We start from the raw sequence: 16,514 nt of genomic DNA on the forward strand, positions 1-16,514 counted from the left end.
GTGAGCCAACCTAGAATTAACACCAGTGCTAAAACAAGGCCGCACCCATGCGGCGCGGCCTTGTTGCCTCAACCTGCTAACAGCGGCTGCCAGCCCTCGGCAGTGCGCTGCTCCAGGGTGTCGTTGCAGTCACTGTCAATGCGCAGCAAGTAAAGCCAGCCGTTCATCACCAGATCACGAACGGCTGCATGTTCGGCGATCACTTTATCAATCATGCGTTGCGGCGCTTGGATCACCACGCTCAGGCGCAGTGGCCGATGTACCCAACGCTGACCGTCATGCAGCGACTGGTGCGCCAAGCCGATACGCAGATCGCCGCCGTTGCCCTCGAAGACGCCGATATGGCCGCCAACCACGTTGTGCAGCACCTTGTTGCCGCTGCCAAACTTCAGGTTGTCGGTGGTGGAAGTCAGGTACTGCAGGTTGATCCAGTTCGCTACCACCATGGGCGCGGTCATGATCAATTCCAGCACCTGGCCCCCGGCATCCTGCTGCCAGTCGTAGTCATGCAGGAAGGAGCGGCCTTGTAAGTTTTGCCCACGGGTACGCGAGCGCGGCGCGGCAATAAACGCGGCATTGCCAGCCAGGCCCCACTCTGGCCGCGTTTGCGCCCAGTCAGCGGCACGCCGGCGCAAGCTGGTCAGCAGTTTTGTCGGCTTTTCGCTCAGGTGCGACAGGCCTAAAAGTGCCGCACGCTCGCCCCGAGCACGTTCGCCGGCGTCGTCGAGGGCTTGGCGTAGCGTGCGCCAAGCGGGCTGCAAAAGAGGCGGCAGCGACTCGCTGGCAAACACCTGAATTTCATCGGTGGTGGTGTTGTGCAGCCCAGCCAGCACCCGGCACTCCGCTGGCAGGTCGATGCCTTCGTGGACCAAGGCGCTGCGCACGTGCGCATCATTGAGCAGATCAGCCAGCAAGCGGGCGTTGATCTCGCCGCTCTGGCCGCAACAAGCACCGCAATCCAACCCGGCGGCTTGTGGGTTGTTGGCGCTTTGGCTGCCATGCCCCAGTAGCACGATCAGTGGCGGGAAGTCGTGGGTTAGGCTCATGGCACGCAAAATCTTCGCGGCCACGTTCGCTCGCTGCTCAAGCGCTATTACCGGTAGCGCAGGCTTTAACTGCTGCCATTCGCTTGGCCGAAAAGCACTGCGATCTGGTGCGGACGGGCGGGCCAATAGGCCGCCAACGCGCCCCAGCAGTGCGCCGGCATAACCCAGCCCCAGCGCTTCAACCAAGGTAAAGGTCGAGGCGGGCAAGCGTTCAAACAGCTGCCAGCGCCCGGCGCGCTCTAGGCGCACAGTACGTTGGCTGGCCAAGGCTGTATCACGGGTGGCATCGCCGCTGCTGTCCGTTACGGTTAGTTGCGCTGCCAGCAGTCCTGGTAATTGCGGGCGTGTAGCTTGCGTACCCAGCGGGGTGTAGGCGATTGGCAGGCCAAAGAAGCCGGCGAAGCCGCCCGTTTGCACCTGTGGGCAAACCTCTTCAAGGGCGCGGCGCAGCACCTCGGAGCGCACATCAATGCAAAAATACACCCGTGCGATCTGTGCAGTTTCCACCACCGGCTGGGCCGGATTTTGCAGCATGCCTTGCAGTTGCGCCTGCCAGGCCAGCTCTTCGGCGCGCTGCCACAGTTGCAAAGCCTGCCACTCTGCAGTTGGGGCTTGCACATGGGCGGCTTGCCATGCGCCACGCCACGCATTCCAGGGGCTGCCGGCATCACGCTGACGGTCGTCGACCACGCATTCCCACGCCGCACGAATGGCCAGCAGTTCCAGCAGGATTGGATCATCAGCGCCTTCTAAGCGTGCTTGCCAGCGCTGGTAGGCGCACCAAGAGGCCCAGCCGAGACTGCGCAGCAGCAAGCAATCAAACCACTCGGCCAATTCATCTTCGGCCAGACCCAGGCGCTGCACCGCCACCTCAAGGGCCGCCTGCGGCTCAGGCGGCAGCTCAGCGATCCGCTCACCCAGCGTGCGGCAGGCACTCAGCACGCTTAAGCCGCGGTCTTGTAGCATCGACTCGCGCCACGCTTGGTAGAGGCCCGTGTGCGAGGCTGGGCGCCAGTTGGACTGCTCCTGGTCAAACCACGCGGCGCAGCATTGGCCAATTTGCTGGGTAATCAAGGCTGGCCAGCCGGGTACCGTCATCTCGGCCTTGGCCATGTCTTCCAGCAGCGGCAGGCCGTGGGCACTGGCGACAGGTTGATCGAGAAACTGCAGTAACTGCGCGGGCGTCCAATCGTGCGACGTTTCAGCCAGGGCCAAGCTTAGGTGGTGTTCGCTGATCTGCCCGTCTTGCCAGGCCAAGCGATAGTCCGCCGCCGTGAGGGTCAAGCGGCTGCCGGCGCGGCGCCAGAGCTGATCGGCCACGGTGGCCCAGGGTTGGTCGCGCCGTTCCCACAGTGGGTTGACGGCAATCATGCGATCCAACGGCCAAGTCGGTGCGATACGTTCGCAGGCTTGCCGGGCGATGTCGTGCAGAGCCGCCTTATCAATGCTGGCGATAGTGTTGAGCGCGGTCACAGGCTTTCTCCAGTTGCAGACGTGGCGTGCTGTGGCCGGGGTAGCGGCCACAGGCGGAAAGTCAGGCGGGTAAAGTGTTCATCCAGATAAAAACCGGCAAACGCCAAGGGGTACAGCCGCCGGGCGAGCACGCACTGCGGTTGGGCGATGATCAAGGCTTGCAGCGCATACAGGCCGACAAACAGCAGCAGTGCGAACCCACCCAGGTACTGCTGCAGATCACTCGGTGCAGGGCGGGTGCCCAGCACCTGCGCGGCGGCCAAGTGCCAAAGCAAGTAGCAGCCCAGCAACAGTGTGAGCATGCCCACGCTGTGCAGCGCGCCACTCAGGCGCATGCACCACGGTGCAAGACCGATGGCCAGAATAACCAAGGCCAGCAGCGGTAACGGATGCGCTGGCAGCAGCAGGCTCCAAAGGCTGTGCAGCAGCGTCAGCCAAACAGCCGCCACAACCAGCGCCAGCAGGGCGAGCTTTAAGCTTGCGGGCGCACTGCGTGGCTGCAGCATGTGCCGGCGTACCTGGGCAACCGTATCGCCGGCGCCGAGGAAGGCATAGGCCTTGTACAGCGAGTGAGCGAGCAGGTGGATCAAGGCCAACTCATACAGGCCCAGGCCGCACTGCAGCAGCATCAAGCCCATCTGCGCGCAGGTGGACCACGCCAGACGCACCTTGATGCTGATACGGGTCATCATCACCAGCCCGGCTAGTACCGCCGTCAAGCCACCGACCACAACCAGCAGGGTTTGCGCGGTGGGTGCGGCGGAAAGCAGCGGGGCAAAACGCAGCAGGACAAAGCCGCCGAGGTTGACCAAGCCGGCGTGCAGCAGGGCTGAGACCGGCGTCGGTGCTTCCATCACTTGGATCAACCAGCCGTGCACCGGCAGCTGAGCGGATTTGAGAATCACCGCCAACACCAGTAGCACCGTCGCCAGTTGCAGGTCCCAGCCCAAGGCGCCGCTGGTTTGCAGGCGCTGAGCGACTTCATTGAGGATCACTGCAATCGAGCTATCGCCAGCGGCACGCACCAGCAAAAGAGTCGCCGCGACTAAGCAGAGATCAGCCAAACGGCTGGCGAGGAATTTTTTATGTGCCACCACCTGAGCCATGGGTCGGTCGCGGTAGAAGGTCAGCAGTTGGTGCAGGCACAAGCTGGAGATGATCCAAGCGCCAACCAACACGTAAAGATCACTGCTGGTAACCACCCAGGCCACCGCTGCCAACGTGCCGAGCAGTGCGAGTACGTAGCGGCGCTGCCCCGGCTCGCCATTTAAGTAACGCTGCGAGAAATCGATGATCACCAATGCCAGCAGGCTGACCAACGTGGCCATGGCCAGGCCCAGCCGGTCGTTATCACGCCCGTCCAGCAGCGCCTGAAGGAGCGCAGCTAGCACCAGCGCAAAACCTGCATAACCGGCCAGTCGTGCCGGCCACCAGAGATGATCCGCTGGCGTGGTCGCGCGGCTAAACAGCACAGGCAGCGTGGCCAGCAGGTAGAGCCAGGGGAGCAAGGTGCTCAGGTCGGGGAGCGGAAATGGCATAAAAGAGCCTCTGCGGGTGATCGATATGTTCAGTCTCTAGCAGTTGCTTTTTTATTCAAAATAGATTGAATAGAACTTAATGATATTTTTAAGAGAACGGACTGTGCGCCGACTGAACTTTCACCACTTGCATTACTTCTGGGCCGTGGCCAAAGAAGGCAACCTGACCCGCGCTGCGCAGTCCTTGCATGTCGCGCAATCAGCCCTGTCCACGCAGATCCGCGCGCTCGAAGACCAGCTCGGCTACGCCTTGTTTATCCGCTCAGGCCGTAACCTATTGCTCACCGAAGCGGGTCGCTTGGCCTTGGATTACGCCGAAAGTATTTTCGCTCTGGGCAACGAGCTGCAAATGACCCTGCAAGGCGCCCAACAAGCCAACCAGCAGCTGCGCATTGGCGCAGTGGCGACCCTTTCACGAAACTTCCAAGAGAACCTGCTGCGACCTTTTTTAGGCCGCCGCGATGTGCGCCTCACTTTGGAGTCAGGCAGTTTGGGCGAGTTGCTGGAGCAACTGGCGCTGCACAAGCTGGATATTGTTCTGAGTAACACACCCGTTAGCTCGGATGCCCAGCGCTCTTGGCGTTGTCGGCTGCTGGACCGTCAGTCCGTGTGCCTGGTCGGCCCGCCGCGCATGGGCCAGCTAGCGTTTGACCTGCGCCGTGATTTGCAGCAATTACGTCTGATCGTACCGGGGCGCAGCAGTGATATTCGCAGCCAATTCGAGCTGTTCTGCGACAGCCATGGGGTTAGCCCAACCATCTGCGCCGAGGTCGATGACATGGCCATGCTGCGTCTGCTGGCGCGCGACTCCGGTGACGTGGCGCTGCTGCCGGCGGTGGTGGTCCAGGATGAATTACAGGCTGGCGTGCTGGAGCTTTATGCCGAGATCCCCGAGATTGCTGAGCAGTTTTTTGCGGTGACCCAGCAGCGGCATTTCAACTTAGGGATACTTGATGAGCTATTAAGCGCTCATTGAAACGCCCGCTCATCCTCAGATTAAGCCGATAATAGCGGCCATAACGTTTAGCTCGGAATTAGGGTAATCCCCCATGGAAATTAAGGTTAACTTTCTCGACAACCTTCGTCTTGAAGCCAAATTTGACGACTTCACGGTAGTGGCTGATCAACCCATCCGTTATAAAGGCGATGGTTCAGCCCCCGGCCCGTTCGATTACTTTCTGGCCTCATCGGCGTTGTGCGCGGCCTACTTTGTGAAGTTGTACTGCGACACACGCGATATCCCCACCGACAACATTCGCTTGTCCCAGAACAACATCGTTGATCCCGAAAACCGCTACAACCAAGTCTTCAAAATCCAAGTTGAGCTGCCGGCGGAGATCTCTGAAAAAGACCGCCAAGGCATTCTGCGCTCCATCGATCGCTGCACGGTCAAAAAGGTGGTGCAAGCGGGGCCTGAGTTTGTCATCGAAGAAGTGGCAAGCCTGGATGACGACGCTCAAGCCTTGCTGATGCTCAGTGGCGACCCACAGGCGAGCACCTTTATCGTAGGCAAGGACCTGCCGCTGGAACAAACCATCGCCACGATGTCAGCCATTTTGGCCAACCTCGGCATGAAGATTGAAATCGCCTCATGGCGCAATATCGTGCCCAACGTCTGGTCGCTGCACACCCGCGACGCGCATTCGCCCCTGTGCTTTACCAACGGTAAGGGCGCGACCAAAGAAGCGGCGCTGGCCTCGGCGCTGGGCGAATTTATTGAGCGACTCAATTGCAATTTCTTCTACAACGATCAGTTCTGGGGTGAAGACATCGCCCACGCGGCGTTCGTGCATTACCCCAATGAGCGCTGGTTTAAGCCTGGGCGCAACGATGCGCTGCCGGCTGAAATTCTTGATCAGCACTGCCGCGAAATTTATAACGCCGATGGTGAGCTGCGCGGCTCGCACCTGTATGACACCAACTCAGGCAATATTGAGCGTGGCATCTGTTCGCTGCCGTATGTGCGTCAGTCGGACGGTGAAGTGGTGTATTTCCCCTCCAACCTGATTGAAAACCTCTACCTCAGCAATGGCATGAGCGCCGGTAACACCTTAGCCGAGGCGCAGGTGCAGTGTTTGTCAGAGATTTTTGAGCGCGCGGTTAAACGCGAGATTCTCGAAGGCGAATTGGCCCTGCCTGATGTGCCGAATGAAGTGCTGGCTAAATACCCGGGCATTGTTGCCGGTATTCAGGGGCTGGAAGAACAGGGCTTCCCCGTGTTGGTCAAGGATGCCTCGCTGGGCGGAGAGTTCCCGGTGATGTGCGTGACCCTGATGAACCCGCGAACGGGCGGGGTATTTGCCTCGTTCGGCGCTCACCCAAGCTTTGAAGTCGCGTTGGAGCGAAGCCTTACCGAATTGCTCCAAGGCCGCAGTTTTGAGGGCCTCAATGATTTACCTCAGCCCACGTTTGAAAGCCACGCACTGACTGAGCCGAATAACTTTGTTGAGCACTTTATTGATTCCAGCGGTGTTGTGTCGTGGCGCTTCTTCAGCGCCAAAGCAGATTTTGACTTTGTCGAGTGGGACTTCTCCGGCCACGGGGAAAGCTCCAACGAGGAGGAAGCAGCGACCTTGTTCGGCATTCTCGAGGCAATGGGCAAAGAGGTGTACATGGCGGTGTATCAGGATTTGGGCGCCACGGCGTGTCGCATCCTGGTGCCGGGTTACTCCGAAATTTACCTGGTGGATGATCTGATCTGGGACAACACCAACAAAGCGTTGTTTTTCCGCGAAGATATTTTAAACCTGCATAGCCTCGACGATAAAAACCTGCACGCATTGGTCGAGCGCCTAGAAGAAAGCGAATTGGATGATTACACCGACATCAGCACCCTGATTGGTATCGAATTTGATGACAACACGGTGTGGGGCCAGCTAACTATTTTGGAATTGAAGCTGCTGATCCATCTGGCTTTGCAGCATTACGACGAATGCAAAGAGCTGGTGGAAACCTTCCTGCAGTTCAACGACAACACGGTCGAGCGCGGCTTGTTCTATCAGGCCTTAAATGTGGCACTGGAAGTGCAACTGGACGACGAGCTGGAGTTTGCTGATTACCAGGTTAACTTGCGCCGCATGTTCGGTGCTCAGCGGATGGAGGCCGTCATGGGCTCAATGGACGGAAGCGTGCGCTTTTTCGGCCTCACGCCTACCAGCATGAAGCTCGAAGGTTTGGACAGGCATCAGCGCCTCATCGACAGCTACAAAAAGCTGCACAAGGCGCGGGCAGCAGCAGCAGGGTTGTCCAGCTAAGGTGGCCGGGCACGCTGAGCTTTTGCAGTCAGGCTAAAGGCTTGTGAGCACCTCTTCAGCGGCCTGGGTAAACGTCACGTTGAAGCAGGTGCCGCCAGCGGCTTGGCTGTGCACTGAAATGCCCCAGCCTTGTTTCGCGCAGATCCGCTTGACCAGTGACAGGCCCAAACCAAGGCCTTCGCCGCGCGCCTGGTTACCGCGCACAAAGGGTTGGAAAATTTGCTCGTGCTGCGCCAAGGGAATACCCGAGCCGCTGTCTTCCACGCGAAAGCCGCCGTCCTCCAGCACCAAGCGGACGAAGCCGTGTTCGGTGTAGTGCAAGGCGTTGCGCAGCAGATTGGCCATTACGGTGCCGAGGAACGTAGGGTTATAGAGACCACTGTCGCTGCCTTCTTGCTGGCACTGGAAGGCTAGGCCTTTGTCCTTGAACATCGGTTCCCAGCGCTCAATCTGCTCGCTGGCGACTTGGGCGAGGCTGCTGTCGGCGACAAATGCTGTCTCATTAGTCTTGCCTCTGGCCAGTTGCAGAAAGGTTTGCACCAGCTCGCGCATCTCCTCGCTGGCTCTGGCAATGCGTTGCAGTTGCTCGCGTTCGCGGGGTAATAAGGTGGCTTCGGCGAGCAGCTCACACGAGCTGGCGATGACCATTAGCGGTGTGCGCAGTTCATGGCTGACGTCGCTGGTGAACAGGCGCTCGCGCTCTAGTGACTGCCGCACTTGGCCCAAGGTGCTGTCGAAGGCGGCGGCCAGTTGGCCAATTTCATCATCGGGATAATCCGGCGCCAACGGCGGTGCCAGCGTGTGCAGTTGGTCACGGTGACGCACTTGCTGCGCCAGCCGGCTGATGGGTGCCATGACCTTACGCGCCATCACCAACCCCAACCCCCACGCGCCGACAACGGTCAGCAGAAAACCGGCCAGTACCACGCTGTATAACGCCTGTTCACGGGCTTCGAACTCATGTTGCTCTTGCACCAGTTGATAGGTGTTGCCGTTAATTTCTTGGACAAATACGTAAAACGCCCTGTCTCCTTCAACCACCTCGTTAAAGCCCTCCGGCAAGCCGGCGTATTGCTCGGGGATTGGATAGTCGGGTAGGTCAGAGGCAAAAAAACGTGTGCTGGTGTCCAAGCGCGGACTGATGCCATGTTTAATATCTTCATGCAGCACCGTGTTGAGCTCGCGGTTGAGTTCCTCGGACACCAGGTGCTCTTCAATGACGTGCACCACCGCCACGATGCTCAGGGAGAACAGGCCGCTGACCAGCACGGTCATCAGCACAAAGGCAATCAGGATGCGCCGGGAGAACGGCTGCTTAGACACCATGGGCATGCTCCGCCAGGCGATAACCGACGCCATGCAAGGTGTGCAGCAGCGGTGTGGCGAAGGGTTTATCCAAGACCTGACGCAGTTGATGGATATGGCTGCGCAGGCTGTCACTGTCGGGGCTGTCATCGCCCCAAAGCGCTTCTTCCAGGGCTTCGCGGCGGATCACCGCTGGGCTTTTCTGCATCAGCACGGCCAACAGCTTGAGGCCAATAGGGTTGAGCTTGAGCGCCTGGCCTGCGCGGCTGACATGCAGGGTGTCGAGGTCATAGAGCAGATCGGCGACTTTCAGTTGGCGTTTGCGGCTGCCTTGGCTGCGGCGCAGTATTGCCTCAATCCGCGCCACTAATTCGGACAGTGCGAAAGGCTTGATCAAGTAGTCGTCGGCGCCAACATTTAGGCCCTGCAAGCGGTCGTCTAGAGCGTCGCGCGCGGTCAACATCAGAATGGGCACTTCATTGTGGCCATCTTCGCGCAGGCGTTTGCACACCTGATAGCCGTCAATGCCTGGCAGCATGATGTCCAGCACGATCAGGTCGTAGTGGCCGGTGCTGGCCAAATGCAGGCCGCTCAAACCGTCCTGCGCGCAGTCAACGGTGAAGCCTTTGAGCTGCAAGTAGTCGAGTATGTTGGCCAAAATATCGCGGTTGTCTTCAATGACCAGAATACGCATGGGCTGCTGTTCTCTTTTGCGCGTTAACGTTTTTTTCACATCGTTTTGACAAGCGCCTCACACAGGCCATTCCACACTGCGGCACGTTCATCCCAGTAGGATCATACGATGCCTCAGCTCCACTTCGCGCAACTTCGTTATTTGTCGATCATCCTCCTGGCGTGGTTGGCGGTGTTTTTCCTGACCCGCAGCGCCTTACTGGCTAGCCATTTGGCTGACGCTAACGTCGCTGCCGGGCAACTGCTCAGCGTGTATGGCGTGGGCCTGGTGTATGACCTGAGCTTTTTGCTTTACGCCAGTTTGCCTATGGCCCTGTACCTGCTGCTGTGCCCGCGTCGCCTGTGGCAAATGCGCTGGCATAAACAGCTATTGTTGGGCGTAGTTGCGGTCAGCCTGTTCGTGATGCTGTTTACCGCCGTGGCGGAGTGGCTGTTCTGGGATGAGTTCGGGGTGCGCTTTAACTTTATCGCCGTGGATTACTTGGTGTACTCCGAAGAGGTGATTAACAACATCCTTGAGTCGTACCCGATTTATCCACTGTTGGCGCTGCTGGCAATCGTGGCAATCACCGCCACGGCGCTGTTGCGTAAACCTGTGCAGGCAGCGTTGGATGCCCCGCGCTTGCGGCCTGCGTCAGCGTTGCTCAGCGTATTGGGGGTTTTGCTGTTGGCCGGGTTGAGCAGCGCATTGATTGGCCAGGATGCGCCACGCGGCACAGGGGGCAACGCCTACCAGCGTGAGTTGGCAAGTAATGGGCCGTTCCAGTTCTTTGCCGCCTTTCGTAACAACGAACTGGATTACCCGCAGTTCTACGCCACCCTGCCTGAGCCTGAGGTGGCCAGCTTGCTGCGCCAGGAGGTCAGTGAACCGAATACCCACTTTATGGGTAAAGACCCGCAGGATATTCGCCGCACTGTCGACAACCCCGGCCAGAGCAAGCGCTTAAACGTGATACTGGTGACCATCGAAAGCCTCAGTGCCAAGTACCTGGGCAGTTTCGGTGACAGCCGCGGCCTGACGCCAAACTTGGATCAGTTACGCACGCAGAGCTTGAGCTTCAGTGACTTCTACGCCACCGGCACCCGCACGGATCGTGGTCTGGAGGCCATCACCCTGTCGATTCCGCCCACCCCAGGCCGCTCCATCGTCAAGCGCATCGGTCGCGAGTCGGGTTACGGCAGCCTGGGGCAGCAGTTCAGCGCGCAAGGGTATGACAGCGTGTTTATTTATGGCGGGCGCGGCTACTTCGACAACATGAATGCCTTCTTCAGCGGTAATGGCTATCGCATCGTCGACCAGAGCAGCGTGGCTGAAGCGGATATGGTGTTCCAGAACGCTTGGGGCATGTCTGATGAGGATCTTTACACGCAAACATTAAAAGTTGCCGATGCCGATCACGCGGCGGGCGAGCCATTTTTTCTGCAATTAATGACCACCTCTAATCACCGCCCCTACACCTACCCAGAAGGGCGCATCGACATCCCTTCGGGTGATGGCCGTGAAGGGGCGGTGAAGTACACCGACTATGCCATTGGCCAGTTCCTCGCTCAGGCGCGGGAGAAGCCCTGGTTCAAGCAAACAGTGTTTATCTTTGTCGCGGATCACACGGCAGGCAGTGCTGGCAAGGAAGACCTGCCGGTGGCCAACTACCACATTCCGCTGTTTATCTTCGCCCCTGAGCACATCCAGGCGCGTGAGTTTACCGAGGTGGTCAGCCAGATTGACCTGGCGCCTACGCTGTTGGGCTTGCTGAATATGGATTATGTGTCGACCTTCTTCGGCCGCAATGTGTTGCGTGATGACCGTGCGCCCGGGCGTGCCCTGTTGGGTAACTACCAGCACCTGGGGTTATTTGACGGCAGCAGTCTGGCGATTCTGAGCCCACGCAAAGACATGCGCCGCCATGATGATGCATTGGGCCTAAGCCATGAGCTGGCCGTGGACACCCGTGATGGCCTGCTGCGGCGCAATATCGCCTATTACCAGGGCGCCAGCTATGCCTTCCAGAAGCAGCTGATTGCCTGGCGGCCGGCGTTAGTGCCGGATACGCAACTGAGCACGCGTTAACCCTCAACCTTGCAGGCATTGCGCGGCAATGCCTTGGCTGGAGCCTCCTTATGCTGGCCAATCGGTCTAGTGAGCTGTCACGTTATTTTGATTTTCGTCTGGGCCTGGGCGTACCCGTTGTGCTGATGGCGCTGCTCCTGCTGCTCGACCCCAGCGGCTTAGATTTCGCCATTGAACAGCTGTTCTACCAGCCGGGCGAGGGCTTTATCGGTAAGCATAATTTTTGGCTGGAAGACATCCTGCACGACAGGGCCAAGCAGCTGGTTATCCTGTTCGGCGTGCTAGCGATTATCGGTTTTGCCATCAGCTTGCTGCCGAGCCGGTTCAGGGTGTGGCGCCGCTCGTTAGGTTTTCTGGTGCTGGCGCTGGGGGTGTCGACCAGCATTGTTACGCCGTTGAAGGCACTCACCGCGGTGCAGTGCCCGTGGAGCTTGACTGAGTTTGGTGGCGCAGAACAGTTTAGCCCGCTGCTAAGCGAGCGCGCGCCGACGGCACATCCCGGGCGCTGCTGGCCGGGCGGTCATGCCTCATCGGGGTTTTCCTTACTGGCGCTGTTTTTCTTGCTGCGTGACAAACGTCCGCGCAGTGCACGTGCCGCATTGCTGTTCGCGCTAGGGCTGGGTGCAGCGTTTTCGTTGGGGCGAATGATGCAGGGCGCGCATTTTTTGTCGCACAACCTGTGGACGCTGCTCCTCGACTGGACGATCTGCCTGCTGTGCTACCGCTGGATACTCTACCGTGCGCCCTTGGCGCAGCCTGCCGGGCAACTTGTGCTTAAACCTCAAGAGGGCTAGCCCATGGCAACCTGCTTAACTGTGCCCAGTTATGGTTTTGCCGTGCGTCTTGAGTTGTGATGCGCCTGCATCTGGCTGCGCATACGTGGCTGAAGATCGCCGCGCTTAGTTTATTGGCGCTGCTGGTCAGCGGTTGCCAAAGCACCCGTGAATGGATGCAGGCAGAGGGTTACCCGCCGGCCTTTATCGATGGGTTTGAGGCGGGCTGCAGCAGTGGTCGGCAGGCTGCAGGCGGGCTTGATGGCTTTCGCAAGGATGTGCCGCGTTACCTCACTGCGCCGTTGTATGCACAGGGCTGGGACGATGGTTTTGGCCAATGCCAGGCCACCCAACAAAGCGCCCTCGAGCGTGAATGGCATGAAGATGACTGGCGCGATCGTGAGTGGCGCACGCATGTTGATCAGGCCATGGCTCAAGCGTTGCGGCGTCAATAAGGATGCTAAAACAACAAACCCGGCACGCGGCCGGGTTTGTGTTAACGCGGTGACGCTTACTTGATTTCGACTGCCAAACTGTCGTGGATCTTTTTGTTCCAGATGGCTGGGCCGGTGATGTGCACAGACTCGCCTTTAGTATCTACGGCTACAGTCACCGGCATGTCTTTCACGTCGAACTCGTAGATGGCTTCCATGCCCAATTCGGCAAACGCTACCACGCGAGATTTTTTGATCGCCTGGGCCACCAAGTAAGCCGCGCCACCAACTGCCATCAGGTACACGGCTTTATTGTCTTTGATTGCTTCGATGGCAATCGGGCCGCGCTCAGACTTACCGATCATGCCGAGTAGGCCGGTGCTTTCGAGAATCTGCCGAGTGAATTTGTCCATCCGTGTGGCGGTGGTCGGGCCGGCTGGGCCAACCACTTCATCACGTACCGGGTCGACCGGGCCGACGTAGTAAATAAAGCGGCCTTTAAGGTCGAATGGCAGTTGCTCACCTTTATTGAGCATGTCGACCATGCGTTTGTGCGCAGCATCGCGACCGGTGAGCATTTTGCCGTTGAGCAGCACCGTTTCGCCGGGCTTCCAGCTCTGCACATCGTCCGGGGTCAGGGTGTCGAGGTTGACCCGGCGTGCGCTTGGGCCGGCTTCCCAGACGATTTCCGGATAGGCGCTCAGATCGGGTGCTTCCAACTCGGCAGGTCCCGAGCCATCAAGTACGAAGTGTGCGTGACGGGTGGCGGCGCAGTTGGGGATCATGCACACCGGCAGGCTGGCGGCGTGGGTCGGGTAATCCATGATCTTTACATCGAGTACGGTGGTCAGGCCGCCCAAGCCTTGGGCACCGATGCCCAGCTGGTTGACCTTCTCAAACAGCTCTAAACGCATTTCTTCAAGCTTATTCTGCGGGCCACGGGCTTTCAGTTCATGGATGTCGATGGAGTCCATCAACACTTCTTTGGCCATCACGGCGGCTTTTTCTGCGGTGCCACCAATACCAATGCCAAGCATGCCGGGCGGGCACCAGCCAGCGCCCATGGTCGGCACGGTTTTCAGCACCCAGTCGACGATGGAGTCAGACGGGTTGAGCATGGCCATCTTCGATTTGTTTTCCGAGCCGCCGCCTTTAGCCGCGACATCCACCGACAACTTGTTGCCTGGCACCAGCGAGTAATGGATGACGGCCGGGGTGTTGTCTTTGGTGTTTCTCCGAGCACCGGCCGGGTCGGCTAGGATCGAAGCGCGCAGGACGTTTTCCGGCAGGTTGTAAGCGCGGCGCACCCCTTCGTTGATCATGTCGTCGACGCTCATGGTCGCGCCATCCCAGCGCACATCCATGCCCACACGAACAAACACGGTGACGATGCCGGTGTCTTGGCAGATCGGCCGGTGGCCGGTGGCGCACATGCGTGAGTTGATCAAGATCTGCGCCATGGCATCGCGCGCAGCTGGCGACTCTTCTCGCAGGTAGGCCTCATGCATGGCCTGGATAAAGTCCACGGGATGGTAATAGGAGATGAACTGCAAGGCGTCGGCGACGCTCTGAATCAGGTCATCTTGCTTGATCACGGTCATGCTATGCGCTCCCTTGGTATAGGTAGGAGTAGGGCGGGATTTCGTATAACGCTGGGCAAGCCCGGCGCAGGCTTATCTAGGCTATAGCGCTAGATAAAAAGGCGTCGAAGTATAGCGCGCAGACGGTTAGCCGGACACCGTGTCAGGTCGCGACTATGGTAGTCGATTGGTTAATGACGCCGACTAATTGGCTAGGAATTTAGGAATCGCAGGGGTACAGTGGCGGCGAGTTGCCAGCATGGGATGGAGCCCATAAAGCCATGGATTTAGACCGCCAAACAGGGGCTAAAAGTAGCCTGCAACGCCTGCTGATAAAGCGTTTCGGCATGGCAGTTGGCACCTATGTGCTGACCGGGGTGCTGTGTTGGGTCGCCATCGGCGGCGGGCTGTTTCACACATCAGCCACGGCAGCGCTGTCGATCACCGCGTTGGCCGCCTTTAGTCAGCTGTTGTTTTTGCTGCTTTTTCTGTCTCACCGCAACCTGCGGTTTGCCGACCCCAGCCTGACCGAACCGCAGGTGCTTGTGGCCTTGGCCTGGCTGACTGCCGTGTTGTCGCAGCTTGGCGAAGGGCGCGGCAGCATGTTGGTGGTTTACCTGCTGATTTTACTGTTTGGCGTGTTCCAGCTGCCGCCCAGAGTCTTCGCCCGTTGCGCGTTGTTTGCCTTCTTAGGGTTTGCTGGGTTAATCCTTTACGAGGCCTATACCCTGCAACTGAATGCGCCGCATGAGGCGCTGCTGCAGGTGTGTGTGCTGGCGATGGTGTTGGGGTGGTTGTGCTTGTTCGGCAGCTATACCCAGGCCATGCGTCAACGTATGCGCACGCGCCGGTTCGCCCTGCAGGCGCACCAAGACACGTTACGCGGCATGATGCGCCAGCTGGAAGATTTGGCGTCTACCGACGAGTTGACGGGGCTGTTTAATCGTCGGCACTTTCTGCGCCTTGCCAATCGTGAGCTGGCCAGCCTGCGCAGTGGTCATCAGCATGGTCTGGCAATGCTCGACTTGGATCATTTCAAACGCGTCAACGATGTCCATGGTCACGCCGCGGGGGACAGCGTCCTGCAGCTCTTTGCTGCCGTGGCCCGCGCCTGCTTGCGCGATGGTGACGTGATAGCCCGTTTCGGCGGTGAGGAGTTTGTGTTGCTGCTGCCTAATACCGATGCCGACCAGTTCAGCGCCTGCTGCGAACGCCTGCGTGAAGCCTTCAGCCAAGCTGAAGCGCTGGGCGTGAAGGTCGAAGGCCTGAGTGTTTCTATCGGCATGACCTTACTGGTCGAGCATGACGACCTCGACGACGCTTTACAGCGTGCTGATCAGGCGTTGTACCAAGCCAAGCATGACGGCCGTAACCGTTGCGTTGCGACGTGGGAGCCTTTAAGTGCCTGAGCTGTGGGCCGCTGAGCGCTGTATTACAGTGCCTGCCGGCAATAATTTATTGGACAGCCTACTGGCGGCGGGTATTGCCGTGCCTTACAGCTGTCGGGCGGGCAGTTGCCATGCCTGTTTAGTCCGCTGCGTGCGTGGTGAGCTACTCGATGCCAAGCCTGAAGCCTTGGATGATGCGCGGCGCGAGCAGGGCTGGCGGCTGGCCTGCCAGTGCCGGGTGGTGGATGATGTGCAGGTCGAGGTTTTTGACCCCCTGCGCGATGGCGTGCCGGCCACCATTATCAGCTGTGATTGGCTCAGTGCTGATGTGCTGCGTCTGCGCCTGACTCCACAACGCCCCTTGCGCTACAGCGCCGGCCAGCACCTGCAGCTTTGGACCGACGACGCCATTGCCCGGCCTTATTCCTTGGCCAGCCTGCCAAGCGAAGATACCTGGTTGGAGTTTCATATTGATTGCCGCCATGGCGGCGCATTTGCCACGGCTGCGCGGGCGTTTCAGCCCAGTGACAGCCTGCGTTTGGGCGAATTACGCGGCGCAGCCCTGCACTATGACCCCGACTGGCAAACCCGGCCGCTCTGGCTAATGGCCGCCGGCACTGGGCTGGCGCCGCTGTACGCAGTGTTGCGAGAGGCCCTGCGCCAGCAGCATCAAGGTGCTATCCGAGTTATTCACCTGGCCCATGATCAGTCGGCGCATTACCTGGCTGAGCCCTTGCGCGCACTGGCGGCCAGCTATCCGCAGGTGCAGGTCGAGCTATGGGTGGCGGCCGAGTTGCCGGCTGCTTTGGCTGAACTGCGCCTTGTTTCGCGGCAAACCATCGCCTTACTCTGCGGCCACCCAGGCAGCCTCGAAACCTTTACGCGGCGTCTTTATCTAGCCGGTTTGCCGCGTAGCCAAGTGTTTGCCGACGCCTTTTTGCCCCACGCGGGTTAGCTGTTCA

The 16,514-nt window shown here is 59.2% G+C and carries 12 protein-coding genes; 7 read left to right on the forward strand and 5 right to left on the reverse strand.

The window, feature by feature from the left end; genetic code table 11:
- Positions 1-68: 68 nt before the first annotated feature.
- Together WF513_RS03910 and WF513_RS03915 are read right to left on the reverse strand one after the other, a co-directional pair.
- Positions 69-2,519, reverse strand: coding sequence for a DUF2309 domain-containing protein (locus WF513_RS03910; protein ID WP_339081640.1), 2,451 nt, complete (start codon positions 2,517-2,519; stop codon positions 69-71).
- The gene (locus tag WF513_RS03915; protein ID WP_339081641.1) at positions 2,516-4,057 is read right to left on the reverse strand and encodes an NADH-quinone oxidoreductase subunit L; all 1,542 of its coding nucleotides are present in this window, start codon (positions 4,055-4,057) and stop codon (positions 2,516-2,518) included. The genes WF513_RS03910 and WF513_RS03915 overlap by 4 nt, the downstream gene beginning before the upstream one ends.
- Before the next feature lie 103 nt (positions 4,058-4,160).
- Between WF513_RS03915 and WF513_RS03920 the strand changes: the two genes are divergently transcribed.
- Positions 4,161-5,033: a LysR family transcriptional regulator gene (locus WF513_RS03920; protein ID WP_339081642.1), complete on the forward strand. Its 873-nt coding sequence runs from the start codon at positions 4,161-4,163 to the stop codon at positions 5,031-5,033.
- A 73-nt stretch (positions 5,034-5,106) separates the two neighbouring features.
- Positions 5,107-7,311 carry an OsmC domain/YcaO domain-containing protein gene (locus WF513_RS03925; RefSeq protein WP_339081644.1) on the forward strand — a complete coding sequence of 735 codons (2,205 nt, stop codon included), beginning with the start codon at positions 5,107-5,109 and terminating at the stop codon, positions 7,309-7,311.
- Positions 7,312-7,344: 33 nt separating this feature from the next.
- Here the strand turns inward: WF513_RS03925 and WF513_RS03930 are convergent, their stop codons facing one another.
- Together WF513_RS03930 and WF513_RS03935 are read right to left on the reverse strand one after the other, a co-directional pair.
- On the reverse strand, positions 7,345-8,637 hold the full coding sequence (locus WF513_RS03930; protein WP_339081646.1) for a HAMP domain-containing sensor histidine kinase: 1,293 nt from the start codon (positions 8,635-8,637) through the stop codon (positions 7,345-7,347).
- On the reverse strand, positions 8,627-9,310 hold the full coding sequence (locus WF513_RS03935) for a response regulator transcription factor (protein WP_339081648.1): 684 nt from the start codon (positions 9,308-9,310) through the stop codon (positions 8,627-8,629). Before WF513_RS03935 ends, WF513_RS03930 begins: the two co-directional genes overlap by 11 nt.
- Before the next feature lie 108 nt (positions 9,311-9,418).
- Here WF513_RS03935 and WF513_RS03940 point away from each other — a divergent pair, with 108 nt between their 5' ends.
- Genes WF513_RS03940 through WF513_RS03950 form a run of 3 tightly spaced genes read left to right on the forward strand, consistent with a single transcriptional unit; the run spans position 9,419 to position 12,605 of the window.
- Complete coding sequence (locus WF513_RS03940; RefSeq protein ID WP_339081650.1) at positions 9,419-11,377, forward strand: sulfatase-like hydrolase/transferase; 1,959 nt, start codon at positions 9,419-9,421, stop codon at positions 11,375-11,377.
- Positions 11,378-11,427: 50 nt separating this feature from the next.
- Positions 11,428-12,171, forward strand: a complete 744-nt coding sequence (locus WF513_RS03945; RefSeq protein ID WP_339081652.1) for a phosphatase PAP2 family protein — start codon at positions 11,428-11,430, stop codon at positions 12,169-12,171.
- A gap of 59 nt (positions 12,172-12,230) precedes the next feature.
- Positions 12,231-12,605, forward strand: coding sequence for a hypothetical protein (locus WF513_RS03950; RefSeq protein WP_339081653.1), 375 nt, complete (start codon positions 12,231-12,233; stop codon positions 12,603-12,605).
- 56 nt (positions 12,606-12,661) lie between these two features.
- Here the strand turns inward: WF513_RS03950 and WF513_RS03955 are convergent, their stop codons facing one another.
- A complete protein-coding gene (locus WF513_RS03955; RefSeq protein ID WP_339081655.1) occupies positions 12,662-14,185 on the reverse strand; it encodes a fumarate hydratase in 1,524 nt (507 codons plus the stop codon).
- A gap of 260 nt (positions 14,186-14,445) precedes the next feature.
- On the opposite strand from WF513_RS03955, the gene WF513_RS03960 reads away from it, so the two are divergent.
- Together WF513_RS03960 and WF513_RS03965 are read left to right on the forward strand one after the other, a co-directional pair.
- Complete coding sequence (locus tag WF513_RS03960) at positions 14,446-15,573, forward strand: GGDEF domain-containing protein (RefSeq protein ID WP_339081657.1); 1,128 nt, start codon at positions 14,446-14,448, stop codon at positions 15,571-15,573.
- On the forward strand, positions 15,566-16,507 hold the full coding sequence (locus WF513_RS03965) for an iron-sulfur-binding ferredoxin reductase (RefSeq protein ID WP_339081659.1): 942 nt from the start codon (positions 15,566-15,568) through the stop codon (positions 16,505-16,507). The genes WF513_RS03960 and WF513_RS03965 overlap by 8 nt, the downstream gene beginning before the upstream one ends.
- Positions 16,508-16,514 lie beyond the last annotated feature (7 nt).

It is taken from the genome of Pseudomonas sp. TMP9 (assembly GCF_037943105.1).
GTDB lineage: Bacteria > Pseudomonadota > Gammaproteobacteria > Pseudomonadales > Pseudomonadaceae > Aquipseudomonas.

Coding starts and splice junctions, on each gene's coding strand:
- WF513_RS03915 (WP_339081641.1), bottom strand. CDS start 4,057: ATGCCATTTCCGCTCCCCGACCTGAGCACCTTGCTCCCCTGGCTCTAC.
- WF513_RS03925 (WP_339081644.1), top strand. CDS start 5,107: ATGGAAATTAAGGTTAACTTTCTCGACAACCTTCGTCTTGAAGCCAAA.
- WF513_RS03930 (WP_339081646.1), bottom strand. CDS start 8,637: ATGGTGTCTAAGCAGCCGTTCTCCCGGCGCATCCTGATTGCCTTTGTG.
- WF513_RS03935 (WP_339081648.1), bottom strand. CDS start 9,310: ATGCGTATTCTGGTCATTGAAGACAACCGCGATATTTTGGCCAACATA.
- WF513_RS03940 (WP_339081650.1), top strand. CDS start 9,419: ATGCCTCAGCTCCACTTCGCGCAACTTCGTTATTTGTCGATCATCCTC.
- WF513_RS03945 (WP_339081652.1), top strand. CDS start 11,428: ATGCTGGCCAATCGGTCTAGTGAGCTGTCACGTTATTTTGATTTTCGT.
- WF513_RS03950 (WP_339081653.1), top strand. CDS start 12,231: ATGCGCCTGCATCTGGCTGCGCATACGTGGCTGAAGATCGCCGCGCTT.
- WF513_RS03955 (WP_339081655.1), bottom strand. CDS start 14,185: ATGACCGTGATCAAGCAAGATGACCTGATTCAGAGCGTCGCCGACGCC.
- WF513_RS03960 (WP_339081657.1), top strand. CDS start 14,446: ATGGATTTAGACCGCCAAACAGGGGCTAAAAGTAGCCTGCAACGCCTG.